Annotated in this window: 21 protein-coding genes; 19 read left to right on the forward strand and 2 right to left on the reverse strand. The window is 61.1% G+C overall.

What is annotated here, in order from left to right; genetic code table 11:
- Positions 1-6: 6 nt before the first annotated feature.
- Both RHSP_RS18490 and RHSP_RS18495 read right to left on the reverse strand, forming a co-directional pair.
- On the reverse strand, positions 7-1,416 hold the full coding sequence (locus RHSP_RS18490; protein ID WP_004120769.1) for an adenylate/guanylate cyclase domain-containing protein: 1,410 nt from the start codon (positions 1,414-1,416) through the stop codon (positions 7-9).
- Between the two features lie 70 nt (positions 1,417-1,486).
- A complete protein-coding gene (locus RHSP_RS18495) occupies positions 1,487-3,775 on the reverse strand; it encodes an NADP-dependent malic enzyme (RefSeq protein WP_037152884.1) in 2,289 nt (762 codons plus the stop codon).
- 113 nt (positions 3,776-3,888) lie between these two features.
- Here RHSP_RS18495 and mutS point away from each other — a divergent pair, with 113 nt between their 5' ends.
- The 19 genes from mutS (at position 3,889) to trmB (ending at position 26,049) form a co-directional block, all read left to right on the forward strand.
- Positions 3,889-6,630, forward strand: a complete 2,742-nt coding sequence (mutS, locus tag RHSP_RS18500) for a DNA mismatch repair protein MutS (protein ID WP_004120781.1) — start codon at positions 3,889-3,891, stop codon at positions 6,628-6,630.
- A gap of 589 nt (positions 6,631-7,219) precedes the next feature.
- Positions 7,220-10,135 (forward strand): [protein-PII] uridylyltransferase, encoded by a 2,916-nt coding sequence (locus tag RHSP_RS18510; RefSeq protein ID WP_004120783.1) that lies wholly within the window; start codon positions 7,220-7,222, stop codon positions 10,133-10,135.
- The gene (murJ, locus tag RHSP_RS18515) at positions 10,132-11,736 is read left to right on the forward strand and encodes a murein biosynthesis integral membrane protein MurJ (RefSeq protein WP_004120784.1); all 1,605 of its coding nucleotides are present in this window, start codon (positions 10,132-10,134) and stop codon (positions 11,734-11,736) included. The genes RHSP_RS18510 and murJ overlap by 4 nt, the downstream gene beginning before the upstream one ends.
- 253 nt (positions 11,737-11,989) lie before the next feature.
- On the forward strand, positions 11,990-12,382 hold the full coding sequence (locus tag RHSP_RS18520; RefSeq protein WP_004120787.1) for a VOC family protein: 393 nt from the start codon (positions 11,990-11,992) through the stop codon (positions 12,380-12,382).
- A gap of 112 nt (positions 12,383-12,494) precedes the next feature.
- A complete protein-coding gene (gene trpS, locus RHSP_RS18525) occupies positions 12,495-13,559 on the forward strand; it encodes a tryptophan--tRNA ligase (RefSeq protein WP_037152887.1) in 1,065 nt (354 codons plus the stop codon).
- Between the two features lie 75 nt (positions 13,560-13,634).
- On the forward strand, positions 13,635-14,126 hold the full coding sequence (locus RHSP_RS18530) for a universal stress protein (RefSeq protein ID WP_004120794.1): 492 nt from the start codon (positions 13,635-13,637) through the stop codon (positions 14,124-14,126).
- Between the two features lie 117 nt (positions 14,127-14,243).
- Complete coding sequence (locus RHSP_RS18535) at positions 14,244-14,810, forward strand: NifU family protein (protein ID WP_004120797.1); 567 nt, start codon at positions 14,244-14,246, stop codon at positions 14,808-14,810.
- A 123-nt stretch (positions 14,811-14,933) separates the two neighbouring features.
- Positions 14,934-15,590: a tRNA (adenosine(37)-N6)-threonylcarbamoyltransferase complex dimerization subunit type 1 TsaB gene (gene tsaB, locus RHSP_RS18540; protein ID WP_004120800.1), complete on the forward strand. Its 657-nt coding sequence runs from the start codon at positions 14,934-14,936 to the stop codon at positions 15,588-15,590.
- A 2-nt stretch (positions 15,591-15,592) separates the two neighbouring features.
- Positions 15,593-16,087, forward strand: a complete 495-nt coding sequence (locus RHSP_RS18545) for a GNAT family N-acetyltransferase (protein WP_004120803.1) — start codon at positions 15,593-15,595, stop codon at positions 16,085-16,087.
- A gap of 38 nt (positions 16,088-16,125) precedes the next feature.
- Positions 16,126-16,554, forward strand: coding sequence for a Fur family transcriptional regulator (locus RHSP_RS18550; protein WP_037152890.1), 429 nt, complete (start codon positions 16,126-16,128; stop codon positions 16,552-16,554).
- Positions 16,555-16,584: 30 nt separating this feature from the next.
- Positions 16,585-17,382, forward strand: a complete 798-nt coding sequence (olsA, locus tag RHSP_RS18555) for a lyso-ornithine lipid O-acyltransferase (RefSeq protein WP_037152893.1) — start codon at positions 16,585-16,587, stop codon at positions 17,380-17,382.
- Between the two features lie 61 nt (positions 17,383-17,443).
- Positions 17,444-18,856, forward strand: coding sequence for a tRNA (N6-isopentenyl adenosine(37)-C2)-methylthiotransferase MiaB (gene miaB / locus RHSP_RS18560; RefSeq protein ID WP_004120809.1), 1,413 nt, complete (start codon positions 17,444-17,446; stop codon positions 18,854-18,856).
- Between the two features lie 30 nt (positions 18,857-18,886).
- Positions 18,887-19,939 (forward strand): PhoH family protein, encoded by a 1,053-nt coding sequence (locus RHSP_RS18565; protein ID WP_004120811.1) that lies wholly within the window; start codon positions 18,887-18,889, stop codon positions 19,937-19,939.
- A gap of 18 nt (positions 19,940-19,957) precedes the next feature.
- On the forward strand, positions 19,958-20,464 hold the full coding sequence (gene ybeY, locus RHSP_RS18570; RefSeq protein WP_004120814.1) for an rRNA maturation RNase YbeY: 507 nt from the start codon (positions 19,958-19,960) through the stop codon (positions 20,462-20,464).
- Between the two features lie 25 nt (positions 20,465-20,489).
- Positions 20,490-21,659 carry a hemolysin family protein gene (locus RHSP_RS18575; protein WP_004120818.1) on the forward strand — a complete coding sequence of 390 codons (1,170 nt, stop codon included), beginning with the start codon at positions 20,490-20,492 and terminating at the stop codon, positions 21,657-21,659.
- A gap of 78 nt (positions 21,660-21,737) precedes the next feature.
- The gene (gene lnt, locus RHSP_RS18580) at positions 21,738-23,339 is read left to right on the forward strand and encodes an apolipoprotein N-acyltransferase (RefSeq protein WP_004120821.1); all 1,602 of its coding nucleotides are present in this window, start codon (positions 21,738-21,740) and stop codon (positions 23,337-23,339) included.
- A 151-nt stretch (positions 23,340-23,490) separates the two neighbouring features.
- The gene (locus RHSP_RS18585) at positions 23,491-23,910 is read left to right on the forward strand and encodes a helix-turn-helix domain-containing protein (protein WP_004120823.1); all 420 of its coding nucleotides are present in this window, start codon (positions 23,491-23,493) and stop codon (positions 23,908-23,910) included.
- Positions 23,911-24,097: 187 nt separating this feature from the next.
- Positions 24,098-25,351: a methionine adenosyltransferase gene (gene metK / locus RHSP_RS18590; RefSeq protein ID WP_037152898.1), complete on the forward strand. Its 1,254-nt coding sequence runs from the start codon at positions 24,098-24,100 to the stop codon at positions 25,349-25,351.
- Positions 25,348-26,049 carry a tRNA (guanosine(46)-N7)-methyltransferase TrmB gene (gene trmB / locus RHSP_RS18595; RefSeq protein ID WP_037152901.1) on the forward strand — a complete coding sequence of 234 codons (702 nt, stop codon included), beginning with the start codon at positions 25,348-25,350 and terminating at the stop codon, positions 26,047-26,049. Before metK ends, trmB begins: the two co-directional genes overlap by 4 nt.
- Positions 26,050-26,204: the final 155 nt, after the last annotated feature.

Below are 26,204 nucleotides of genomic sequence, written 5' to 3' on the forward strand. Positions count from 1 at the left end.
ACCTTACTAAGGGATCGAAAAAATATCGATCGCGTCCGTGATGCCGCGCAGCGCGACGTGATGCGATTGCGGCTTCAAGCCCCGCGTGGTCAGCAGTTCGGCGGCGCGGGTATTTTCCAGCACCGCACTAGTGGCGAATATCTCGCTCGACGTTGCCAGATGTTGCACGCGGGAAGCGATATTGACGGTTTGTCCGAAATAATCCTGCCGCTCGTTCAGATTGACCGCGATGCACGGTCCCTCGTGGATGCCGATCTTTAAGAGAAGATCGTCGTTGCCGCGTTCCTTGTTGAGGTTCGACATAGCCTCGCGCATCCGCATCGCCGCCGCCACCGCCCGGTCCGGCGTCGGAAAAGTGGCCATCACTGCGTCACCAATGGTTTTGACGACCGCGCCGGCCTCCGCCCCCACGATCTCATGCAGGATGCTGAAATGCGTTTTGACGAGATCGAAGGCCGCAAGATCGCCGACCCTCTCATAGAGCTCCGTCGAGCCGCGTAGATCGGTGAAGAGGAAGGTGAGGCTGGCGATTTTCAGCCTTTGGTTGATGTCGATGGTTTCCGTTCGATAGATGTCGCGGAAAGTCTGGTTGGAGAGCAGACGCTTGGCGGTCAGGAATGGCCTGCGGTGGCCGAGCAAGGTGTGAAGCGCATCGTTGGCAATGCACACAGAGGGCAGCGTGCGGACCTCCGTGTGATTTTCTATGACGATGCGCAATGGGCCGGGTCTGAGCTCCATGGTGTCGCTCAGCCGATGCATGCGGTCGAACACCAGCGATATGCTTTGCCGCTCCTTGGATGGTTCGCCTTTTACATCGATGAATTGGGCGCTATGGGTCACCGGTTCAAAGATGATGATAAATTCGGCCGGCAATTGCAGCGATACCACTGCCTTTTCGCCCGCCGGCAGCTCCAGCGCTTCCAGTATGAATTGCTCAACCTTTTCCTCATAACCCTCATCCGGAAGATCGACGCCCGAACTCCAGTAGATCTGACGAAAATACTCCATAGGCGCTAGATCATGCGGATTGTGGGCGCCGATACGGCGTATGCGCGGACTGACGGTAAAGGTGACTTCGACCATTTCGTCGAGCGTCGGCTCGTAGCCGGCGGCGCATAAAGCACAGCTGTAAGTGTCGCTCTGGACGGTTTTCAGCGACGTGTTGACATCCAGAACACCGCCGCATCCCGGGCACAGCACATTCCATGACATCTCGAACAGGCCGAGACGCGCCGTATGCAGGAAAGTGCTGATGGTTTGTTCTTCGTCGAAGCCATGGTCGGCGGCGAAGGCAAGCGCATTCACGCGATTGAGCTTGCGGTCGGGTGCCTCAAGGACCAGCCGCTCGATTGCATCGACGATATCCCGCGGCGCCGAATGGCGCAGCGCTTCGAATAGGGGTTGAGCATCACTCATTTCCCTATTCTACACCTATTGCGCGGGGCAGCCATCATCTTTGTTCGGCCGCCGGCCCCGCTGGCGGGAACTATGCGCCGGCACCATAGGCGGCGATGGCCGCCATGTTGACGATGTCGGAATCCTTGGCGCCCATCGAGGTGATCTGCACCGGCTTGTCGAGCCCGACGAGCAGCGGTCCGATGACCGTGGAACCGCCGAGCTCCTGCAGCATCCTGGTGGAGATCGCCGCCGAGTGGAAGGCCGGCATGATGAGGACGTTGGCCGGACCTGATAGCCGCGAGAAGGGATAAAGGCTCTCCATGATCTTGCGGTTCAACGCGACGTCGGCTGCCATTTCGCCATCGAATTCGAAGTTCACATGGCGCTTGTCGAGGATATTGACCGCTTCGCGCACCCGCTCCGAGCGCTCGCCCGAGGGATGGCCGAAGGTGGAATAGGCGAGCATCGCGACGCGTGGCTCGTAACCCATGCGCCGGGCGAAGCCGGCGGCCTCTTGCGCGATCTCCGCCAGTTCCTCGGCAGTCGGCATATCATGCACCGCGGTGTCGGCGACGAAGACGGTGCGGCCGCGGGCAAGCACGATCGATACGCCGATGACCCGATGCCCCGGTTTGGCATCGATGCAGCGACGCACATCTCCGAGCGCCGTCGAATAGTTGCGCGTCACGCCGGTCACCATGCCGTCGGCGTCTCCCAATGCCACCATGCAGGCGGCGAAGTGATTGCGGTCGTTGTGGATCAGGCGCGTCACGTCGCGGTGCAGATAGCCCTGGCGCTGCAGCCGGGCATAGAGATAGTCGATGTAAGTGTCGACCCGCTTGGAAATGCGAGCATTGACGATCTCCAGGCCGGGGCGATTGAGATCGATGCCGGCACGTTCGGCGGTGGAGTGGATCAGGTCCTCGCGGCCGAGCAGGATGGCTGTGCCGAGACCCTGGTTGGCATAGGAGAGGGCGGCACGCATGACCTGCTCTTCTTCCGCTTCGGCAAAGACGATGCGCTTCTGATACCGGCGCACGCGCTCGTAGAGCTGCGACAGTGTCGAGGCGATCGGATCGCGCCGGGCCGAAAGTTCGCGGGCATAGGCGTCCATGTCAGGCATGTTGCGGCGGGCGACGCCGCTTTCGATCGCCGCCTTGGCAACGGCCACCGGAATTGCCGAGATCAGACGCGGGTCGAACGGCACGGGGATGATGTATTGCGCCCCGAAGCGGGGCCTTGCGCCCTGATAGGCGGCCACCACGTCATCAGGCACATCTTCGCGCGCCAGGCTCGCCAGCGCATTGACGGCGGCGATCTTCATCTCGTCGTTGATGGTGCTGGCGCGCACGTCGAGAGCGCCGCGGAAGATATAGGGAAAGCCGAGGACGTTGTTGACCTGGTTCGGATAGTCGGAACGGCCAGTCGCCATGATGGCGTCGTCGCGAATGTGCGCCACTTCCTCCGGCGTGATTTCCGGATCGGGGTTGGCCATGGCGAAGATGATCGGCCTGTCCGCCATCGAGCGGATCATGTCTTCAGAGAAGGCATCCTTCTGCGACAGGCCGAGGACGACGTCGGCGCCCTTCATCGCTTCCGCCAGCGTGCGCTTGTCGGTCTTGACCGCATGCGCAGACTTCCACTGGTTCATGCCTTCGCTGCGGCCCTGGTAGATCACGCCCTTGGTGTCGCAGAGGGTGACGTTTTCCGGGTTGAAGCCCATCGCCTTGATCAGTTCGATGCAGGCGATCGCGGCGGCACCGGCGCCGTTGCAGACGAGCTTGGTGGTCTTGAGGTCGCGGCCCGTCAGCTCCAGAGCGTTGATCAGGCCGGCGGCGGCGATAATGGCGGTGCCGTGCTGATCGTCATGGAAGACGGGGATGTCCATGAGTTCGCGCAGCCGCTGCTCGATGATGAAACAGTCGGGCGCCTTGATATCCTCGAGATTGATGCCGCCGAAGGAAGGGCCGAGATAACGCACGCAATTGATGAATTCGTCGACATTCTCCGTGTCGATCTCAAGGTCGATGGAATCGACATCGGCGAAGCGCTTGAAGAGAACCGATTTGCCTTCCATGACCGGCTTCGAAGCCAGAGCCCCAAGATTGCCGAGGCCGAGAATGGCCGTGCCGTTCGAGATGACGGCGACCATGTTGCCGCGCGACGTATAGTCGTAGGCCGTGGCCGGATCGGCGGCGATCGCTTTCACGGGAACGGCCACACCGGGCGAATAGGCAAGGGAGAGATCGCGTTGTGTCGCCATCGGCTTGGTCGGATTGATCTCAAGCTTGCCGGGCCGGCCCAGCTTGTGGAAGTCCAGCGCTTCCTGATCCGTGATCCCCGTCCCCGGACGCGACTTGCTCTTGCTGTCAGCCATTGTTCCTCCAAACCTCCTGTGGGCGACCGGTCCCTCTTGCCCGATAGCTGTTGTCTTCTATAGCGGCGGGCGGATAGGGTGACACCTCATTTTTTTGGAAAAACTGCACCTCCGTGAACGAACGTATAGCCACCAACATCGATGCTTTCTCGGCCGCAGAGCTTGCCTCGGAGGAAAGCCGCGCTTCGGCGACCCCGATGATGGAGCAGTATATCGAGATCAAGGCGAACAATCCTGGTTCGCTTCTGTTCTATCGCATGGGCGATTTCTACGAACTGTTCTTCGAGGATGCCATCGATGCGTCGCGTGCGCTCGGCATCACGCTGACGAAGCGCGGCCAGCACATGGGGCAGGATATCCCGATGTGCGGCGTTCCGGTTCATGCCGCCGACGATTATCTGCAGAAGCTGATTTCGCTGGGTTTCCGCGTTGCCGTCTGCGAGCAGGTGGAAGATCCCGCCGAAGCGAAGAAGCGTGGCGGCAAGTCGGTGGTGCGCCGCGATGTCGTGCGCCTGGTAACGCCGGGTACGATTACCGAAGAAAAGCTGCTTTCGCCTTCGGAATCCAACTATCTGATGGCGCTGACGCGTATCCGCGGCGGCGCCGAGCCGCAGCTGGCGCTGGCGTGGATCGATATCTCCACAGGCGTCTTCCGCCTGGCGGAGACGGAAGCTTCGCGGCTGCTAGCCGATATCCTGCGCATCGATCCCAGAGAGCTGATCCTGCCGGATACGATGTTCCATGATCCGGAACTAAAGCCGGTCTTCGACATACTCGGCCGCACCGCCGTTCCGCAGCCGGCCGTGCTGTTCGACAGCGCCAGCGCCGAGGGGCGGATCACGCGCTATTTCGGCGTATCGACGCTCGATGGTTTCGGCACCTTCAGTCGCGCCGAACTGGCCGCCGCCGCTGCCGCCGTCGCCTATGTGGAAAAGACCCAGCTTGCCGAGCGGCCGCCGCTCGGGTTGCCGGAACGCGAAAGCGGCGCCTCCACTCTTTTCATCGATCCGGCCACCCGCGCCAATCTGGAACTGGTGCGCACGCTTTCCGGTGATCGCAACGGCGCGCTCCTGAAAGCCATCGATCGCACCGTGACCGGGGGCGGCGCCCGCCTTCTCGCAGAGCGGCTAATGTCGCCGCTCACAGATCCTCAGCGCATCAACGAGCGCTTGGATTCGATCGGATTCCTCGCGGAGGAACCATCGCTCTCCAGTGATCTGCGGGCAGCGCTGAAGCATGTGCCCGATATGCCGCGCGCCCTGTCGCGTCTTGCGCTCGATCGCGGAGGTCCGCGCGATCTTTGGGCAATCCGCCAGGGCTTGGCAGCCGCGACCGACGTTGCCCGTATGCTCGGAACAGCACTTCTGCCGGAAGAGCTGAAGGCTGCATTGGCCGGGCTCGTTGCCTTGCCCGCCGATCTCGAAGCGATGCTAGCCGCGACGCTTGCCGACGAGCTGCCCTTGCTGAAGCGCGACGGCGGCTTCCTGCGGGAAGGGGCGAATGCCGAGCTGGACGAAGTGCGGGCACTCCGCGATCAGTCGCGCCGCGTCATCGCCGGCCTGCAGCTGCAATATGCCGATGAGACCGGCATCAAGTCGCTGAAGATCAAACATAACAACGTACTCGGCTATTTCATCGAGGTCACGGCCGGCAATGCCGGGCCTATGACGGATACGAGCGAAGCCAAGGCGCGCTTCATCCATCGCCAGACCATGGCGAATGCCATGCGCTTCACCACGACCGAGCTTGCCGATCTCGAAAGCCGCATCGCCAATGCCGCCGACAAGGCGCTGGCGATCGAGCTTGAAGCCTTCGACCGGATGGTCGCGGCCGTCGTGGCTGCTGCCGAGGCGATCAAGGCCGGTGCCCGTGCACTGTCGATCATCGATGTCGCGGCCGGCCTTGCGCTGCTTGCCGAGGAGCAGGCCTATTGCCGCCCTGTCGTCGATGGCAGCCGCATGTTCGCCATCGAAGGCGGCCGTCATCCGGTGGTGGAGCAGGCATTGCGCCGTCAGGCCGGCGGCCCCTTCGTCGCCAATAATTGCGATCTCTCGCCGAAGTCCGATGGCAAGGATGGCGCCATCTGGTTGCTGACCGGCCCGAACATGGGCGGTAAATCGACCTTTCTGCGTCAGAACGCGCTGATCGCCATCCTCGCGCAGATGGGCTCTTTCGTGCCCGCCGCCTCGGCACATATCGGCATTGTCGACCGGCTGTTCTCGCGCGTCGGTGCTTCCGACGATCTGGCCCGGGGGCGTTCGACCTTCATGGTCGAGATGGTCGAGACGGCGGCGATCCTCAATCAGGCGACCGAACGTTCCCTCGTTATCCTCGACGAGATCGGTCGCGGCACCGCGACCTTCGATGGTCTTTCGATCGCCTGGGCGGCCGTCGAACATCTGCATGAGGCCAACCGATGCCGCGGCCTCTTCGCCACGCATTTCCATGAGCTGACCGTCCTGTCGGAAAAGCTTGGCCGGCTTTCCAATGCCACCATGCGCGTCAAGGAGTGGGATGGCGACGTCATTTTCCTGCATGAGGTCGGGCCGGGGGCTGCCGACCGCTCCTACGGTATCCAGGTGGCACGCCTCGCCGGCCTGCCGGCTTCCGTGGTGGCGCGCGCCCGCGACGTTCTGACGCGGCTCGAAGATGCGGACCGCAAGAATCCGGCAAGCCAGCTCATCGATGATCTGCCTCTCTTCCAGGTGGCGGTCCGCCGGGAGGAGGCGAGCGGGCGGCGCGAACCCTCCAAGGTCGAGGAGCGGCTGAAGACGCTCGATCTCGACGATCTGACGCCACGAGCCGCCCTCGACGTGCTCTACGAGCTGAAGAAAAATCTGACCAAGGCCGGCTGACCGAAGGCGACTTCCAAGGACACAAGCATGCATCTCGAAAATCTTCTCGCTGAAGTCCGCATCCTGGCTGAGCGTTTTTCCCCGATCGCCGCGCGCGGCAAGATCTGCGGTGAAGGCGAGGCGCCGGATTGCGAGTCCGACCGCGGCCTTCTCAGCATCACTTTATCGTGCAGCCGCATTTCCGACATTTGTTCGAGTATCGCCAAGGCCGGCTATTGGGAATGCGAGCGTGAAATGGTGACGCAGATCGGTGCTCAATCGCGGAACATACTATATAGCTTGAATGAACTCAGGCGGACGCTTGAGATGCCCAAAGTGGATTCAGACCTCAGGTCAATTTGACCTGAGGTCTGAATCCACTTTCGAATCAAGGAATTAGAGCATGATGTCGGCCGAAAGCCGCTGACACCTTTCGGCATCATGCTCTCGCCCTAAAACTGCCGATTTCTGCGTCGATTGCCGTCACGCTTCGTCAACCTTGACCCGATAGAAACTTTAGGATCGTCGGGGCGACGGTTTGGCTCACGCCGGATGATGATTGCGGGTGCAGATTGCCTGTGTCAATCGCCGGGCAAAAAGGCTATAGCGCATGCAGACGAAAAGACAGGCGCGCCGGCGGTGGCCCGCCGCCAAAGAACAGGAATCCGGTCGGCAGAGCATGGAAATGCATGACATCGATTTTCCGGCTATTCTCGACGTTCCCGCATTGAGAGCGGAATGCGAGGCACTTGCCAAGCGCCATCTGGACAAGAATGAGGAACGGTCAGCGCTGCTCGCCCTTTTAAAGAAGGCGAGCCAGGAAGGGCGCGAAGAGGCGCGGCGTTTGCTGGCCTTCCAGGGCAGCGGGCTCGATTGCGCGCACCGCATTTCCTGGCTGCAGGACCAGATCATCACGGTTATCTACGATTTCACCGTCCATCACGTTTTTCCGAAGCGGGCCGGTAGCTTCTCCGTCACTGCCGTCGGCGGCTATGGCCGTGATACGCTGGCGCCGGGCTCGGATATCGACCTTCTCTTCCTCTTCCAGCCGAAACCGGACAGCGAAACGCACAAGGCGGTCGAATTCATTCTCTACATGCTCTGGGACATGGGCTTCAAAGTCGGCCACGCCACGCGCACGGTCGAGGAGTGCATCCGCGAGGCCAAGTCCGATATGACGGTGCGCACGGCGGTTCTCGAAACCCGCTATATCTGCGGTAACGAGCCGTTGACGCGGGAGCTGCAGGCGCGCTTTGACAAGGAAATCGTCACCAATACCGGCCCGGAATTCATTGCCGCCAAGCTTGCCGAACGCGACGAGCGCCACAGAAAGGCGGGCGATACCCGCTATCTGGTCGAGCCGAACGTCAAGGAAGGCAAGGGCGGTCTGCGCGACCTGCACACGCTGTTCTGGATCTCGAAATACTACTATCACGTCCGCGATCCGGTCGAACTGGTGAAGCTCGGCGTGCTCTCGAAGCAGGAATACCGCCTCTTCGAAAAGGCCGAGGATTTCCTCTGGGCCGTGCGCTGCCACATGCATTTCCTGACCGGCAAGGCAGAAGAGCGGCTTTCTTTCGATATCCAGCGCGATATCGCGGCAGCGCTCGATTATCACGCGCGCCCCGGCCTTTCCGCCGTCGAGCGCTTCATGAAGCACTACTTCCTTGTCGCCAAGGATGTCGGCGATCTCACCCGCATTCTCTGCGCAGCGCTCGAGGACCAGCAGGCCAAGGCGACGCCGGGGCTGACCGGCGTCATCAGCCGCTTCGCCAATCGCTCGCGCAAGATCCCCGGCACCGTGGAGTTCGTCGAGGATCGCGGCCGCATCGCGCTTGCCAATCCCGATGTATTCAAGCGCGACCCGGTGAGCCTCGTCAGGCTGTTCTTCGTCGCCGACATCAACGGCCTGGAATTCCATCCGGATGCCTTGAAGCGCGTCACCCGCTCGCTGAACCTGATCGACAACGATCTGCGCGAGAACGAGGAGGCGAACCGGCTCTTCCTCTCCATCCTTACCTCCAAACGCGATCCGGCGCTGATCCTGCGCCGCATGAACGAGGCCGGGGTGCTTGGCCGTTTCATTCCCGAATTCGGCAAGATCGTCTCGATGATGCAGTTCAACATGTATCATCACTATACGGTGGACGAGCATCTGATCCGCGCCGTCGAGGTGCTGTCGGAGATCGACAAGGGCAAGGCGGAAGATATCCATCCGCTGACCAACAAGCTGATGCCTGGGATCGAGGACCGCGACGCGCTCTATGTCGCCGTGCTCCTGCATGATATCGCCAAAGGCCGCGAGGAGGATCACTCGGAAGCGGGCGCCAAGGTGGCGCGCAAGCTCTGCCCGCGCTTCGGCCTGTCGCCGAAACAGACCGAGCTTGTGGTCTGGCTGATCGCCGAGCATCTGACCATGTCGATGGTCGCGCAGACGCGTGACCTGACCGATCGCAAGACGATCATCGATTTCGCCGACCGGGTTCAGTCGCTCGACCGGTTGAAAATGCTGCTGATCCTGACTGTCTGCGACATCCGTGCCGTCGGCCCGGGCGTCTGGAACGGCTGGAAGGGTCAGCTGCTGCGCACGCTCTATTATGAGACGGAGCTGCTGCTGGCCGGCGGCTTCTCCGAAGTGTCGCGCAAGGAGCGGGCGGAAGCCGCGGCCGAAGCCCTTGAGCATGCGCTTGCAGACTGGAGCGCAAAGGAGCGCAAGGCCTACGTCAAGCTGCACTACCAGCCCTATCTTCTGTCCGTGCCGCTGGAGGATCAGATCCGCCACACGCAGTTCATGCGCCAGTCGGACAAGGCAGGCAAAGTGCTCGCCACCATGGTGCGCACAGACAGCTTCCATGCCATCACCGAGATCACCGTGCTCTCGCCCGACCATCCGCGTCTCTTGACCGTGATTGCCGGCGCATGTGCTGCGGCCGGCGCCAATATCGCCGATGCGCAGATCTTCACGACAGCCGACGGCCGCGCCCTCGACACCATCCACGTCAGCCGTGAATTTCCCGACGATGCCGACGAGCTGCGCCGTGCCGGCACCATCGGCAAGATGATTGAAGATGTGCTTGCCGGCCGCAAGCGGCTGCCGGAAGTCATTGCGACGCGCACGAAGAACCGCCGCAAGAACAAGGCCTTTGTCATCCCGCCGTCGGTGATCATCTCCAACAGCCTGTCCAACAAGTTCACGGTCATTGAGGTGGAATGCCTCGACCGCACCGGCCTGCTGTCGGAGATAACGGCTGTCCTCTCGGATCTGTCGCTCGATATCCAGTCGGCCCGCATCACCACTTTCGGCGAGAAGGTCATCGACACCTTCTACGTCACCGATCTGGTCGGGCAGAAGATCTCCAATGAAAACAAGCGAGCCAACATTACCGCACGCCTGAAAGCTGTCATGGCGGGTGAGGAGGATGAGATGCGCGAGCGCATGCCCTCCGGCATTATCGCGCCAGCCGCCACGCGCGGCACGGCCGTCGAAAATCCAGATACCGAAAAGAAAGCCGGTTCAGCCGTATGAGCCTAGTCAAGAAATTCATCACGGTCGGTGGCGCGACGCTTGGTAGCCGTATCTTCGGCTTTGCCCGCGAGACGCTGATGGCCGCAGCCCTCGGCACCGGCCCGATGGCCGACGTGTTCTACGCCGCGTTCCGCTTTCCGAATCTCTTCCGCCGCCTGTTTGCCGAGGGCGCTTTCAATGCCGCCTTCGTGCCGCTCTTTGCCAAGGAGATCGAGGCGAACGGTATCGAGGGCGCGAAACGCTTCTCCGAGGAAGTGTTCGGTGTTCTCTTCTCGGTCCTGTTCTTGATCACCGTCGTCATGGAACTGGGCATGCCGCTGATCGTGCGCTGGATCATCGCGCCGGGCTTCGCCGACGATCCGGACAAATTCTCGATCACGGTGCGCATGGCCGCCGTGATGTTCCCCTATCTGATGTGCATGTCGCTGACGGCGATGATGAGCGGCATGCTGAACTCGCTGCATCATTTCTTCGCGGCAGCGGTGGCACCCGTCTTCCTCAACGTCGTGATGATCGGCGCGCTGTTCTATTCGCTCTATTTCGGCGCTCTGCCGCTGCAGACAGCCTGGTATCTCTCCTGGGGCGTGCTTGTCGCCGGCATCCTGCAATTGCTCGTCGTCTACATCGGCGTGCGTTTTGCCGGCATCAGTATCGGCTTCCGCTGGCCGCGCTTCACGCCGAACGTCAAGCGGCTCTTGATCCTCGCCATTCCGGCCGCAGTCACCGGCGGCATCACCCAGATCAACCAGATGATCGGCCAGGCGATCGCCTCCAGCCGCGAAGGCGCGATCGCCGCCCTGCAATATGCCGACCGCATCTATCAGCTGCCGCTCGGCGTCGTCGGCGTGGCCGTCGGCGTCGTATTGCTGCCGGAGCTGGCGCGTGCCTTGAAATCAGGCCACCTCAAGGAGGCTGGCAATCTGCAGAACCGCTCGATCGAATTCGTGCTGTTCCTGACATTACCGGCCGCCATGGCGCTCTGGGTTCTGTCGGACGATATCATTCGCGTGCTCTACGAACGCCGCGCCTTCCATCAGGAAAACACCGTCATCGTCGGCTCGATCCTGGCGATTTATGGTCTGGGCCTGCCGGCCTTCGTGCTGATCAAGGCCCTGCAGCCGGGTTTCTACGCCCGCGAGGACACCAAGACCCCGATGCGGTTCTCCGGCGTTGCCGTTGCCGTCAATTGCGCGATCGCGCTCAGCCTTTTCCCCTTTATGGGTGCACCCGGCATCGCGGTTGCCGAAGCGACGGCCGGCTGGATCAGCACGGTGCTGCTCTTCACGACGCTGCTGCGCCGCGGCCACCTTACCTGGGAATGGGCGCTCGCCCGCCGCACCGTCCTGCTGCTCGTTTCGGCTGGCGTCATGACCGGGGTCATCGTCTATCTGCAGCACCGTTGGGGAGCATATCTGGCGTCCGGCACATCGCTTTTGAGCAAGGTGAGCACGCTCGGCCTGCTGATCGCCATTTCCATGCTGGTCTATTTCGCGGTCGCCTTCCTCATCGGTGGCGCCGATCTGGGCATGATCCGCCGGAACATCAACCGCAAGCGTCCGGCTGCGGCGGCACCGGATGCGAAAGCGGTGAATGGGGAATAGGGGCAGTCAAGCTCCTTCGCCCCGCATTGCGGGGAGAAGGTGGCTTGGCGCGATCGAGCGGAGTGAGATTGCGACAAGTCGGATGAGGGGGCTTCACTGATGTCTCCGCAGAATTAAAGTATGCAGGCGGCACCATTTTAATGACTGGCCAAGATAGTTTGTCGAAGCAGAACATTTACGCATGGCCCCTCACCCTAGCCCTCTCCCCCCAAGCGGGGCGAGGGGACGATATAGCCAGAAGCGGAGCTCTCTCATGCCCCAATCCCTCTTCCTCGTTGCCCTTGTCGTCGATGATTACGATCGCGCAAAAGCCTTCTATTGCGATGCCCTCGGCTTCGATTGCCTGCAGGACGAAGTCCAGCCGGAGGGCAAGCGTTGGATCGTCGTCAAGCCGAAGGGTAGGGAGGGCGCCGCACTCCTGCTGGCCCAGGCTGCGGACGAAAGACAGCGCGCCGCGATCGGCAATCAGACCGGCGGCCGCGTCGGCTTTTTCCTGAAGACGGATGATTTCGCCCGCGATCATGCCGCGATGAAGGAAAAGGGCGTACGGTTCATGGAAGAGCCACGCCATGAAGTTTATGGCACGGTGGCGGTCTTTGCCGATCCCTACGGCAATACCTGGGATCTGATCCAGCATTCTTCCTGAGACTGTGGCACATAGCCTCTTGATCCCCGTCGATACCGCGTGCATAAGCCGCTCGAAACCAGGGGTCGAGTGTGGACTCGCCCAGGCCCTCCACAAGCCTTTTGAGGACGACATGACCGAATTCAAGCCGCTCGTATTCTCCGGCGTTCAGCCCACAGGCAATCTCCATCTCGGCAATTATCTCGGCGCGATCCGCAAGTTCGTGGCCCTGCAGGCCAACAACGACTGCATCTATTGCGTCGTCGACATGCATGCGCTGACGGCTCAGCTCGTGCATGACGACATGCCGAACCAGACGCGCTCGATCACCGCGGCCTTCCTTGCCGCCGGCATCGACCCGGAAAAGCATATCGTCTTCAATCAGTCGGCCGTGCCGGGGCACGCCGAACTTGCCTGGATCTTCAACTGTGTCGCCCGCATCGGCTGGATGAACCGCATGACGCAGTTCAAGGACAAGGCAGGCAAGGACCGCGAGCAGGCTTCCCTCGGCCTTTACGCCTATCCGAGCCTGATGGCCGCCGACATTCTGCTCTATCGCGCCACGCATGTTCCTGTTGGAGACGACCAGAAGCAGCATCTGGAGCTGACCCGCGACATCGCCATGAAGTTCAATCTGGACTACATGGAGCATATTCGCCGCACGGGCTACGGCATCGACATCACCGTCGGCGATGAGCCGGTACATGCCTATTTCCCGATGGTCGAGCCGCTGATCGATGGCCCGGCGCCGCGCGTCATGTCGCTGCGCGACGGCACCAAGAAGATGTCGAAATCCGATGCGTCGGACCTGTCACGCATCAACCTGCTCGATGACGAAGAAAATATCTCGAAGAAGATCCGCAAGGCCAAGACCGATCCGGATGGCTTGCCGAGCGAAATCGCCGGTCTCGCCGGCCGCCCGGAAGCCGACAATCTGGTCGGCATCTACGCAGCGCTCGCCGACCAGTCGAAGGCAGAGGTTCTCTCCGAATTCGGTGGCCAGCAGTTCTCGGTCTTCAAGCCGGCGCTCGTCGATCTCGCCGTGCATGTGCTTTCGCCGATCACGATGGAAATGCGCCGCCTGATGGCTGACCCCGGCCATATCGATGCCGTGCTGCGCGATGGCGGCGCCCGCGCCCGCGCTCGTGCCGACGTGACCATGAAGCAGGTTCGCGACATTATCGGCTTTCTCTATTGATGATGTCGTAATGGGGGGCTCCCGCTTGAAAACGGGGGCTTGCAAAACGCCCGCTTCGGGTGTCAGAGTCGTCGTATGGTATCAAAACGTCTCTCACGGCTCGAAGGTCATCGCCGCAAGTTCATGGCGGTCATCGACGGAACACCAGAATGTCAGCGCGCCGTCCACTATGCCGGCCGGCGTGCCAAGAATTCCAATGGCGGTCTCGTATTGCTCTACGTGATCCCCGAGGGCGACTTTCAGCAATGGCTCGGGGTCGAGGAGATCATGCGGGCGGAAGCTCGCGAAGAAGCCGAGGCGGCGACCGCCAAGGCGGCTCAGGCCGTCCGTGAGAATGTCGGCATCGATGCGGAAATCGTCATTCGCGAGGGATCGCCAGCCGAGCAGATCAATGCCGTCATCGAAGAGGACCGCGATATCGCGCTGCTCGTTCTGGCCGCAGGTTCCGCCAAGGAAGGCCCAGGCCCGCTGGTCTCGTCGATCGCCGGTCGCGCGGCCGCCTTTCCGATTCCGGTGACGGTGCTGCCGGACACGCTGACGAACGAGGAAATCGACGCGCTCAGCTGATGCGGGGCGACCATTTCTTGAGAAACACTCTCTTGAATTGAATGGGCAGAAGGCCTATTTTCTTTTGAAATATTCTAAAGTTGGGACCGGGTTTGTGCCCGCCGCATGGAGATCAATATGTTCATTCAGACCGAAGCGACGCCGAACCCCGCGACCCTGAAGTTCCTGCCGGGTAAGGTGGTGATGGAAAACGGCACGGCCGAGTTCCGCAGCGCTGAGGACGCCGAGGCTTCGCCGCTTGCTGCCCGCCTCTTCGAGATCCCAGGCGTGACCGGTGTCTATTTCGGCTATGACTTCATCTCCGTCTCCAAGGAAAATCAGGAATGGCAGCACCTGAAGCCCGCCATTCTCGGCTCGATCATGGAGCACTTCATGTCCGGCAAGCCCGTGATGGGCTCGACCTCGGTTCTCTCCGAAGTGCAGGATGCCGGCGGCGAGTTCTTCGATGAAGGCGATGAGGCCATCGTGCTGACCATCAAGGAGCTGCTCGATACCCGCGTCCGTCCGGCCGTTGCCCAGGATGGCGGCGACATCACCTTCCGCGGCTTCCGTCACGGCAAGGTCTACCTCAATATGAAGGGTTCCTGCTCCGGCTGCCCGTCTTCGACGGCGACCCTGAAGCACGGCGTGCAGAACCTCCTGCGCCACTTCGTTCCGGAAGTGCAGGAAGTCGAAGCCGTCTGAGCACGATCCCAAAGGGCGCTCAGCGGTTTTGGATGGGATCATGCCGATACAGCCGCTGGAGCTCTGGGCCGTTCGAAGATAAAGTCATCCGCGTTACATGTGCGGCTTTTCGGAATTGTTGACATGATCGTACTGGCGCTCGACACGGCAGGTGTGGATTGCGCTGCCGCTGTGTATGATAGCGGCAGTGATTCTGTGATGGGGGAGGTCACGGAAACGATCGGACGGGGGCATGCCGAGCATCTGATGCACGTTGTCGACGAAGCGCTGGCGAAAGCCGGTACGGCGCTTTCGGCCGTCGAACGTGTCGTCGTGACCGTCGGCCCTGGTTCCTTCACCGGCATCCGCATCGGCGTTGCAGCCGCGCGCGGTTTTGCGCTCTCCCTCAACGTTCCTGCGGTTGGCGTCACGACCCTCGAGGTCATGGCGGCGACTGCCAGAACACAGAATCCGGGCAAGTCGGTTCTGGCTGCCATCGATGCCAAGCGCGAGGAGATTTATCTCCAGAGCTTCGATGCCGATGGCAACCCGCTGGACGAGGCTCGGGCCGTGACGATCGACGAAGCGCGGGCAATTGCCGCTGCCTTCGACGGCGTCGTCACCGGAACGGCGGTCGCCCGGTTGAGCGACGCGCCGCCGGCGGAGCGGCCAGACGCATTTCCGATTGCCGTCGTCGCCCGGCTGGGCGCTGGCAAACCTGCCGGCGAAAAGCCGAAGCCGCTTTATCTTCGCGGACCCGATGCCAGACCGCAGGCCGGATACGCAGTTGCCAGGCAGTAGAAATGCTCGAATCCTATCTGACCCTCAAAGCCGAATATGAAATCATCCCGATGGACTTGAAGGATTGCGCCGAAGTGGCGCTCCTGCATGGCGAACGCTTTCCGCGGGTCTGGGATGAGACCGAATTTCAGGATCTCCTCTCGCAGGAGACCACCTTCGGCTTCGTCGCCCGCCAGACCAATGCCATCCTGAAGAAGGCGCTTCCTGGCTTCGTGCTGGCACGGCATGTGGCAGGCGAAGGTGAAATTCTGACGATTGCAGTCAATGCCAAACTCGGACGCTCGGGTCTCGGCTGGCGGCTGATGCAGGCAGCCCTGCGCGAGACCCGCGATCGCGGCGGCGAAACCATGTTCCTGGAGGTCGATGGCGGCAATCGGCCGGCGCTCGGTCTCTACCGCAAGCTTGGTTTCGAGACGGTCGGCGAGCGCAAGGCCTATTATGTCAGCGGCAACGGCCAGAAATCGACGGCGCTTGTCATGCGGCGCGTTCTTCGCTAGTCCGTTGTCACAGTCCAATAGACCGAAGACAGCAATTGATGGATGACGCCGTAAAATCCCTTGAGGAGCTTTGCGCCGAGCGCGGCATGCGCATGACCGAGCAGCGCCGGATCATTGCGCGCATTATCGAAAGTTCCGAGGACCATCCGGATGTCGAAGAGCTCTATCGGCGCTCCGTGCAGGTGGATGCGAAGATTTCGATCTCCACGGTGTATCGCACCGTAAAACTGTTCGAGGATGCCGGCCTTCTTGCCCGCCATGATTTCCGCGATGGACGCTCCCGCTACGAAACCGTGCCGGAAGAGCATCACGACCATCTGATCGACCTGAAAAGCGGTGAGGTGATCGAATTTCATTCGCCGGAGATCGAGGCTTTGCAGGAGCGTATTGCCCGCGAACACGGCTTCAAACTCGTCGACCACCGGCTGGAGCTTTACGGTATCCCGCTGAAGAAGGACGAAGCTTGACGTGAAGGCTTTCATGCAGGAGCAAATGATTTGATGACAAGGCTGCGCATCGGCTGTGCTGTCGCGGTCATCTGCATCGTCAGCGCCGTGATGCTGCCACTGCAGATCCTCTGCCTGCGCTTCGACTGGAAGCTCCGGCGCTATCTGCCCCGCTACTGGCATCGCATCGTTTGCTATTGTCTTGGTGTCCGTATCCATGTGGTCGGCGATATGGAGACCAGCCGGCCGTTGATGCTGGCTTCCAACCATTCGTCCTGGCTCGACATTCTCGTCCTTTCGGCAGTGGCCGACGTCTCTTTCATCGCCAAGTCCGAGGTGCGCGACTGGCCGATCTTCGGCCTTTTCGCGCAGTGGCAGAAGAGCGTGTTCGTCGAGCGCGAGCAGAAGCGCAAGACGGGCGAGCAGGTGAACGAGATCGCCGATCGCATGGCCGATGGAGAAATCATGGTGCTGTTTCCGGAGGGGACCACCTCGGACGGCAATCGCCTGCTCGAAGTCAAGTCCTCGCTGTTTGGTGCCGCGGCGGCTGCCCTGCCGAAGGCGCCGGATGCGGTCGTACATGTCCAGCCGGTCGCGGTCGCCTATACCCGCGTTCATGGCACACCCATGGGGCGCTATTATCGCCCGCTGACGGCGTGGCCGGGCGATATCGAACTCGTGCCGCATCTGAAGGGCATCTTCCAGTGCGGTGCCATCGATGTCGACGTTTGCTTCGGCGAGGCGGTCGATTATCGTGTCGGCACCAACCGCAAGGAAGTCAGCGCCACCATCGCGCGGCGTATTCGCAATTTGCTCGCCAGCCGTCTGCTTGGCCGCGAGATCGCTTGATTTCCAGGTGATTCCAACTTTTTCATTTTCTCCGAGGGCAAAAGCCACTACATAGCGGCGCATGACCAAGGACAGCCTGACCCTCGACGCCCCGGCGACCGACGATTTGCAGCTCGGCCCCCGCGACGGCTCCAACAGCCGCAAGGTCTTTATCAAGACCTACGGCTGCCAGATGAACGTCTATGATTCCACGCGGATGAGCGATGCGCTCTCCCGCGACGGCTATGAGCCGACCGAGGACATGGAAGAGGCCGACCTCGTCCTTTTGAATACCTGTCACATCCGCGAAAAGGCGGCCGAAAAGGTCTATTCCGCACTCGGTCGCCTGCGCGAGATGAAGAAGCGCAAGGCTGCCGACGGCCGCGAGATGATGATCGGCGTCACCGGCTGCGTCGCCCAGGCCGAAGGCGAGGAGATTCTTCGCCGTGCGCCCGCCGTCGATGTCGTCATCGGCCCGCAGACCTATCATCGCCTGCCGGACGCGCTTCGCCGCGCCAAGGAGGGCCAGCGCGTCGTCGATACCGAATATGCGATCGAGGACAAGTTCGAGCACCTGCCGATTGCCGAGAAAACGAAGATCCGCGCCCGCGGCGTCACTGCCTTCCTGACGGTGCAGGAAGGGTGCGACAAGTTCTGCACTTTCTGCGTGGTGCCCTATACGCGCGGCTCCGAAGTCTCGCGTCCGGTCGCCCAGATCGTCGAAGAGGCTGAAAAACTTGTGGATGGCGGCGTGCGCGAAATCACGCTGCTCGGCCAGAATGTCAACGCCTGGCACGGCGCCGGTCCCACAGGTGAAGCCTGGAGCCTCGGCGACCTCCTCTATCGCCTGGCCGAAATCCCGGGTCTTGCCCGCCTGCGTTACACCACCAGTCACCCGCGCGACATGGATGACCGCCTGATCGGCGCGCACCGTGACCTGCGCACGCTGATGCCCTATCTGCACCTGCCGGTTCAGGCCGGTTCGGACCGTATTCTGAAGGCGATGAACCGCCGGCATACGGCGGCCGAATACCTCGCTCTCATCGAGAAAATCCGCGCTGCACGGCCGGATATCGCCCTTTCCGGCGATTTCATTGTCGGCTTCCCGGGGGAGACAGATCAGGATTTTGAGGATACATTGAAGCTGATCGAGGAGGTGAATTATGCACAGGCCTTCTCGTTCAAATATTCCACGCGGCCGGGTACGCCCGGCGCTGACTTGAAGGATCAGGTGCCCGAAGAGGTCAAGACCGAGCGGTTGGAACGGTTGCAGGCGCTATTGCTGAAGCAGCAGCATGCGTTCGCCGAGGCCTGTGTGGGCAAAACAGTGGATATCCTTCTGGAAAAGCCGGGCCGCATGCCTGGCCAGTTGATTGGACGCTCTCCCTGGCTGCAATCTGTGAATGTTGATGCAAAAGCATCGCAAATCGGTGACATTATCAACGTACGAATCACCGGAACCAGCACCAACAGCCTGTTTGCTGATTTGCTCTAGGTTCCGGACCGGCACAAGGAGCCACACCGCTTGAACGGACAGGAATTGGTTTCTTCTTCATCGCGCCAGCCCCGCACCGCGAGCGACGCCAATCACTTCATCTTGACGTTCGAAAATAATCGGTTCGCCAGCGAACTGTTCGGTCAGTTCGATCAGAACTTGAAGCTGCTCGAGGAGCGTCTCGGCATCGATGCCAGAGCTCGCGGCAATTCGGTCGTCATAACAGGCGATGTGCCGGCCACCAATCAGGCGCGACGGACGCTCGATTACCTCTATGACAAGCTGCAAAAAGGCGGCAATGTAGAGCGTTCCGACGTTGAAGGCGCGATCCGCATGGCGGTTGCCGCCGATGACCAGTTGACGCTGCCGACCATGGAGAGAAAAGCCAAGTTGACGATGGCGCAGATTTCGACGCGCAAGAAGACGATCATTGCGCGCACGCCGACGCAGGATGCCTATATGCGGGCGCTGGAGCGCTCCGAATTGGTCTTAGGCGTCGGTCCGGCCGGCACCGGCAAGACCTATCTTGCCGTCGCGCATGCGGCCCAGCTTCTGGAACGCGGTGCCGTGGAAAAGATCATCCTGTCGCGCCCTGCCGTCGAAGCCGGCGAGCGTCTCGGCTTCCTGCCCGGCGACATGAAGGAAAAGGTCGATCCCTATCTGCGTCCGCTCTACGACGCGCTCTACGACATGATGCCGGGCGACAAGGTCGAACGCGCCATCACCGCAGGCGTCATCGAGATCGCGCCGCTCGCCTTCATGCGTGGCCGCACGCTAGCCAACGCAGCTGTCATCCTCGACGAAGCGCAGAACACCACATCCATGCAGATGAAGATGTTCCTGACCCGTCTCGGCGAGAACTCGCGGATGATCGTAACCGGTGATCCGAGCCAGATCGACTTGCCGCGCGGCGTCAAATCGGGGCTGGTCGAGGCACTTCAGCTGCTGAACGGCGTCGAGGGCATCACCATCGTCCGCTTCAAGGATACCGATGTCGTCCGTCATCCGCTGGTGGCGCGCATCGTCCGGGCATACGATTCCACCTATGCCGCCCAGGCAGAGGAAAGCGATCCGCAGATCTGATCTGCGGTGCGGAAACCTATGACCGAACTCGACATACAGATCAGCGTGGAGGAGGGCGATTGGCCCTCCGAAGAGCAATTGCAGTCGCTCGCCGAGCGTGTGCTGGGCGAGGCTGCAGCCTATCTCAAGAAACACGAGAAACAGCCTTTTCCGAAAATGGCGCCGGAATTGTCGTTGGTGTTCACCGACGACGCCTCGATCCGTGAGATCAATGCGGAATGGCGTTCGCAGGACAAGGCGACGAATGTGCTCTCCTTCCCCGCCTTTCCGCTGGTGCCCGGCGGCAAGCCCGGCCCCATGCTCGGTGATATCATCATCGCCAGGGAGACGGTGGAGCGCGAGGCAATCGATCTCGAAAAGAGTTTTGACGACCATCTGACCCATTTGATGGTGCATGGTTTCTTGCATCTCTTCGGCTACGATCATATGAATAATAGCGAAGCTGAAAGAATGGAGGGGCTGGAGACTCGCATTTTGGCGAAGCTTGGCCTATCTGATCCCTATGCGGGACAAGACCCCATTTGATTTGAACCCTGTCTGACCAGGAACAATGAGCGACTTTACGACAAGACCGGCCCCCGAGGCCAAAGATGGAGCCGATACGGCCTCCTCCGACGAGGCGGGCAGTAGTAGCACCGGCAAGCGATCTCAATCTTCATTCTGGGCGCGTGCAGCGCGCATTCTCCGCCCGGCGCAGGGAGCCGCGCGGTTGCGCGAGGATCTCGCCGACGCGCTGATGACCAACGCCGCCGGTGACGATGCCTTCTCTCCGGATGAGCGGGCGATGCTGCACAACATCCTGCGTTTCCGCGAAGTGCGCGTCGAGGATGTCATGGTGCCGCGCGCCGACATCGAGGCCGTGGACCAGAACATCACCATCGGCGAGCTGATGATCCTCTTCGAGGAAAGCGGCCGCTCGCGCATGCCCGTCTATGCCGACACGCTGGATGACCCGCGCGGCATGGTGCATATCCGCGACCTCCTGTCCTATGTCGCCAAGCAGGCCCGCAACAAGCGACGCGCCGGCAGCGCCAGGACGGCCGCCGCTACGGCGACCGGTGCCGCCACCGAAAAGGCGCCGCGCGCGGCCAAGCCGAATTTCGATCTTTCGCGTGTCGATCTGCAGAAGACGCTAGCCGAGGCCGGCATCATCCGCAAGATCCTGTTCGTCCCGCCCTCCATGCTTGCCTCCGACCTCTTGCGCCGCATGCAGGTCAACCGCACTCAGATGGCGCTTGTTATCGACGAGTATGGCGGCACGGACGGTCTGGCCTCGCATGAGGATATCGTCGAAATGGTCGTCGGCGACATCGACGACGAGCACGATGACGACGAAGTGATGTTCAAGCGCGTTTCAGAAGACATCTTCGTTGCCGATGCCCGTGTCGAGCTGGAGGAGATCGCCGCGGCGATCGGCCCGGATTTCGACATCAGCGAACAGGTGGACGAGGTGGACACGCTCGGCGGCCTGATCTTCTCGGCGCTTGGCCGCATTCCGGTGCGTGGCGAGGTGGTGCAGGCGCTTCCAGGCTTCGAGTTTCATATTCTCGATGCCGATCCGCGCCGCATCAAGCGGGTGCGCATCACCCGCAAGCGACATGCTGCTCGCCGACGGCCGGCGAAGGCGGAAGGCGAGGGCGGTGTGCCCGAGCGCGGCCTGTCGTCACCGGACGCAATTGCTGAGGAAACTCCGATCGAGCGCAACGCCGCCGGCCAATAAGTTCCGCTTCGGCGGGACAAATCGGCAATTCTTTGAAAGACTGCCGCCAGTTGATTCGCAGTTGGACGGAGCTGGCGCATGGAATGGCTTTCGGGCAGGGTGATCCTCGTCTGGGGTTTAAAACGTGCGTTGCTTGCGATTTTGGCCGGTGCCGTCGGCGTGCTGGCGCTGCCGCCCTTCGGCTTTTTTGCAGCGATGTTCATCTCTTTCACGCTGCTCGTCTGGCTGCTCGACGGCGTCGCGGCCAGTCCCGATAGCGGACTTTTCGGCCGGCTATGGCCGGCCTTCTTCACGGGCTGGCTGTTCGGTTTCGGCTATTTCGTCGCCGGTCTGTGGTGGCTCGGCCACGCGCTGCTGATCGATGCCGAAGAGTTCGCCTGGGCCTTGCCGCTGGCAATCCTCGGCCTGCCGGCCTTCCTGGCGATCTTCTATGGCGTGGCGACCACGCTTGCCCGCATCCTGTGGTCCGACGGCATGGGGCGCATCGCGGCGCTCGCATTCGGCTTCGGCATCCTCGAATGGCTACGCAGCTTTCTTTTCACTGGATTTCCCTGGAATGCCATCGGCTATGGCGCCATGCCCATTCCGCTGATGATGCAGTCGGCGCATGTGATCGGCATGCTTGGGGTGACTGTGCTTGCCGTCTTCGTCTTCGCCGCGCCGGCCTTGCTCGGCACGCGCCAGGGGCGGGTGCCTGGGATCGGGCTTGCACTTTTGCTCGCCGCCGCTCATCTCGGCTATGGCTATTATGCGCTGAACCTGCCGGATACGCCGCCGGCCAGCGGCAAGGCGGCGCCGGTCGTGCGCATCGTCCAGCCGTCCATCGATCAGGAGGCGAAGATGGACACGGATGCCGATCGCACCGCCATCTTCGACAAGCATCTGGCACTCTCCGTGCAGCCGCCGACAAACGGCGGCAAGCGCCCCGATATCATCGTCTGGCCCGAGACGGCGGTCCCGTTCATCCTCACAGACAACAGGGATGCGCTCGCTCGCATCGCCGATCAGCTGGAGGACGATCAGGTCCTGATCACAGGCGCCGTTCGTGTCGAGGACATGGGCCCAGGCACCGCGCCACGCTACTATAATTCGATCTATGTCATCGATGGCCGCGGCCAGATCATCGACGCCTCGGATAAGACCCATCTCGTCCCCTTCGGCGAATATGTGCCCTTCGAACATATCCTGAGCTACCTTGGAATCGAGAATGTCGTGGAATTGCCGGGAGGGTTTTCCGCGGCCACCAAGCGGCAGCTGTTGGCCATGCCTGACGGCATCAAGCTCTATCCGCTGATCTGCTACGAGATCATCTTCCCGAACGAGATGACATCGGAAATCCACCAGGCCAACGCGATCCTGAACGTGACGAACGACGGCTGGTTCGGGGATACGCCAGGCCCATATCAGCACTTCCTGCAGGCAAGGGTGAGGGCGGTGGAGCAGGGGCTTCCTCTGATTCGCAGTGCCAATACGGGCATCTCCGCCTTCGTCGATCCGCATGGCCGGGTGCTCTCCGGAATCGGCTATAATCAGGAGGGATTTATCGACACGACTTTAAGTGGCGCAACTGTGTCGCGCGTCGATGATAAAGCCCGGAAAACATACTTTTGGTTGATTGTCGGTCTGGTCGGCATGGCTGCCGCCATTTCACGCATGGGTTTTATTCCAAGGGTGAATTGACCAAAAAACCCTAAAATTGCATAGTGCTGGCTATCCGCCTTTTGAACGTAGACTGGAGGCCTTGGGGGCGTCGGCTGCAACGTGGCGTTATAGGGGTGGAGAAGGGTACCGGGTGGCAGGTCCTGAATTCAACCTATGTTAGGGTAAAATGATGATTGAAAACAAAAAGAAGCCGAACCCCATCGACATTCATGTCGGTAGCCGCATACGCCTCCGCCGCACGATGCTTGGCATGAGCCAGGAGAAACTCGGCGAAAGCCTTGGAATCACCTTTCAGCAGATCCAGAAGTATGAGAAAGGCACCAATCGCGTTGGCGCCAGCCGCCTCCAGAATATCTCCAGCATTCTCAATGTCCCGGTCTCCTTCTTCTTCGAAGACGCTCCGGGTGAGCATACGGCCACTGCGGGGGGCATGGCCGAAGCATCCAGCTCTAACTATGTCGTCGATTTCCTGTCCTCTTCCGAGGGGCTGCAGCTCAATCGAGCCTTCGTGAAGATCTCCGACGGCAAGGTTCGGCGCAAGGTGGTCGAACTGGTCAAGGCACTTGCCGCCGAGGCGGACGCCGAATAGTCCTTCGCGGACGATACAAACCGAAGAAGTCAGGAGGCGGTCATTTTGGCCGCCTTTTCTGCATTTACGGCAAAATTTTATCACTTCGGCCGGGATATAAAGATATATTTATGTCCTTGTTCGTCTTGTTTTTCGAGGCGGAGACGAATATCAAGAGCGGAGATTTGTTCTTTGAGGGGAATCCCACATGCGCGCGAATTATCTGTTCACGAGTGAGTCTGTAGCCGAAGGTCACCCGGATAAAGTTTGTGACCGCATTTCTGATGAAATCGTCGATCTGGTCTACCGCGAGGCCGCAAAGACCGGCGTGAACCCTTGGGGCGTGCGCATTGCCTGCGAGACCCTTGCCACCACCAATCGCGTCGTCATCGCCGGTGAAGTTCGTCTTCCGCCGAGCCTGATGAAGAAGGACAAGGACGGCAACGACGTCATCAATCCTTCGAAGTTCAAGGCTGCTGCCCGTCGCGCCATCAAGGATATCGGCTACGAGCAGGACGGCTTCCACTGGAAGACGGCGCGCATCGACGTGCTCCTGCATTCGCAGTCTGCCGATATCGCCCAGGGCGTCGACAATGCTGCCGACCAGCAGGGCGACGAAGGTGCCGGCGACCAGGGCATCATGTTCGGCTACGCCTGCAAGGAAACGCCTGATCTCATGCCGGCGCCGATCTACTATTCGCACAGGATCCTGCAGCTGCTTGCTACCGCCCGCAAGAAGGGCGAAGGCGAAGTTGCCAAGCTTGGCCCTGACGCCAAGAGCCAGGTAACGGTCCGCTACGTCGACGGCAAGCCGTCCGAAGTGACCTCGATCGTGCTGTCCACCCAGCATCTCGACGATAGCTGGGATTCGAACAAGGTTCGCGCCGTTGTCGAGCCCTACATCATCGAAGCGCTCGGCGACCTGAAGATCGCCTCCGATTGCAAGTGGTACATCAACCCCACCGGCAAGTTCGTCATCGGCGGCCCGGACGGCGATGCCGGCCTGACCGGCCGCAAGATCATCGTCGATACCTACGGCGGTGCTGCTCCGCATGGCGGCGGCGCTTTCTCCGGCAAGGACACGACCAAGGTCGACCGTTCCGCAGCCTATGCTGCCCGCTACCTCGCAAAGAACGTCGTTGCTGCCGGCCTTTCCGATCGCTGCACGATCCAGCTGTCCTACGCTATCGGCGTCGCTCAGCCGCTGTCGATCTATGTCGACCTGCACGGCACGGGCAAGGGCGTCACCGAGGACCAGGTCGAAGCGGCTATCCGCAAGAACATGGACCTCTCGCCGACCGGCATCCGCCGTCATCTCGACCTCAACAAGCCGATCTATGCCAAGACTTCGGCCTATGGCCATTTCGGCCGCAAGGCCGGCCGTGACGGTTCCTTTTCCTGGGAGCGCACCGATCTGGTAAAGGCTCTCAAGGAAGCTGTGAAGGTCAAGGAAGCTGCATGATCGACGTCGAGCGCCGGTCGCGGGCGACGGAAGCATTCTTCGGGCGGCGCAAGGGTAAGGCCTTGCGCGGCCAGCAGGCTGAAACGCTGGAAGTCTTGCTGCCGCAATATATCGTCGATCTTTCCGCTCCGGCGCCACAGCCGCTGAATGATCTCTTCCCGGTGCAGACCGAGCCTCTGCGCCTGGAGATCGGCTTCGGCGGCGGCGAGCATCTGATTCACAGGGCATTGGAGCAGCCGACGACCGGCTTCATCGGCGTCGAGCCCTTCGTCAATTCGATGCAGAAGCTGCTTGCGCGCGTCGGTGAGACCGGCGCCCGCAATATCCGCGTTTACAACGACGACGCCACCCAGCTGCTCGATTGGCTGCCGGACGGCTGCCTGGATCAGATCGATCTGCTCTATCCGGATCCCTGGCCGAAGAAGAAGCACTGGAAGCGCCGTTTCGTTTCGCAGGTCAATCTCACGCGCTTCCATCGCGTGCTGAAGCCGGGCGCACTCTTCTGCTTTGCCTCCGACATAGACACCTATGTCAATTGGACGCTGCAGCACTGCCACACCCATGGCGGCTTCGAATGGACTGCGCACAATGCCGCCGACTGGCTGACGCCCTATGAGGGCTGGCCGAGCACGCGCTACGAGGCGAAGGCCCGGCGCGAAGGGCGTTCGTCCGCTTATCTGACCTTCAAGAAAATCTGATTGGTTGGCTTTTATGGCGGGAGCAAGCAATTGCTTCTGTCGCATCATCCTTGCTCGGACCGCCAGGCGAGGCGGTCTGGATCATGCGCGCGCATCGCAATACGGGTCGGCTCGGCGGGTTCTTACGAACGGCGAGCATCACCCTTGCGCGACAC

The organism is Rhizobium freirei PRF 81, assembly GCF_000359745.1.
Classification (GTDB): domain Bacteria; phylum Pseudomonadota; class Alphaproteobacteria; order Rhizobiales; family Rhizobiaceae; genus Rhizobium; species Rhizobium freirei.

What these genes read in the sequence shown, in the direction of transcription:
- RHSP_RS18520 (WP_004120787.1), top strand. Translation starts at nt 11,990, where the DNA reads ATGCCCCAATCCCTCTTCCTCGTTGCCCTTGTCGTCGATGATTACGAT.
- RHSP_RS18550 (WP_037152890.1), top strand. Translation starts at nt 16,126, where the DNA reads ATGGATGACGCCGTAAAATCCCTTGAGGAGCTTTGCGCCGAGCGCGGC.
- trpS (WP_037152887.1), top strand. Translation starts at nt 12,495, where the DNA reads ATGACCGAATTCAAGCCGCTCGTATTCTCCGGCGTTCAGCCCACAGGC.
- ybeY (WP_004120814.1), top strand. Translation starts at nt 19,958, where the DNA reads ATGACCGAACTCGACATACAGATCAGCGTGGAGGAGGGCGATTGGCCC.
- metK (WP_037152898.1), top strand. Translation starts at nt 24,098, where the DNA reads ATGCGCGCGAATTATCTGTTCACGAGTGAGTCTGTAGCCGAAGGTCAC.
- RHSP_RS18530 (WP_004120794.1), top strand. Translation starts at nt 13,635, where the DNA reads ATGGTATCAAAACGTCTCTCACGGCTCGAAGGTCATCGCCGCAAGTTC.
- RHSP_RS18510 (WP_004120783.1), top strand. Translation starts at nt 7,220, where the DNA reads ATGCAGACGAAAAGACAGGCGCGCCGGCGGTGGCCCGCCGCCAAAGAA.
- trmB (WP_037152901.1), top strand. Translation starts at nt 25,348, where the DNA reads ATGATCGACGTCGAGCGCCGGTCGCGGGCGACGGAAGCATTCTTCGGG.
- tsaB (WP_004120800.1), top strand. Translation starts at nt 14,934, where the DNA reads ATGATCGTACTGGCGCTCGACACGGCAGGTGTGGATTGCGCTGCCGCT.
- miaB (WP_004120809.1), top strand. Translation starts at nt 17,444, where the DNA reads ATGACCAAGGACAGCCTGACCCTCGACGCCCCGGCGACCGACGATTTG.
- RHSP_RS18575 (WP_004120818.1), top strand. Translation starts at nt 20,490, where the DNA reads ATGAGCGACTTTACGACAAGACCGGCCCCCGAGGCCAAAGATGGAGCC.
- murJ (WP_004120784.1), top strand. Translation starts at nt 10,132, where the DNA reads ATGAGCCTAGTCAAGAAATTCATCACGGTCGGTGGCGCGACGCTTGGT.
- RHSP_RS18535 (WP_004120797.1), top strand. Translation starts at nt 14,244, where the DNA reads ATGTTCATTCAGACCGAAGCGACGCCGAACCCCGCGACCCTGAAGTTC.
- RHSP_RS18545 (WP_004120803.1), top strand. Translation starts at nt 15,593, where the DNA reads ATGCTCGAATCCTATCTGACCCTCAAAGCCGAATATGAAATCATCCCG.
- RHSP_RS18495 (WP_037152884.1), bottom strand. Translation starts at nt 3,775, where the DNA reads ATGGCTGACAGCAAGAGCAAGTCGCGTCCGGGGACGGGGATCACGGAT.
- lnt (WP_004120821.1), top strand. Translation starts at nt 21,738, where the DNA reads ATGGAATGGCTTTCGGGCAGGGTGATCCTCGTCTGGGGTTTAAAACGT.
- RHSP_RS18585 (WP_004120823.1), top strand. Translation starts at nt 23,491, where the DNA reads ATGATTGAAAACAAAAAGAAGCCGAACCCCATCGACATTCATGTCGGT.
- RHSP_RS18490 (WP_004120769.1), bottom strand. Translation starts at nt 1,416, where the DNA reads ATGAGTGATGCTCAACCCCTATTCGAAGCGCTGCGCCATTCGGCGCCG.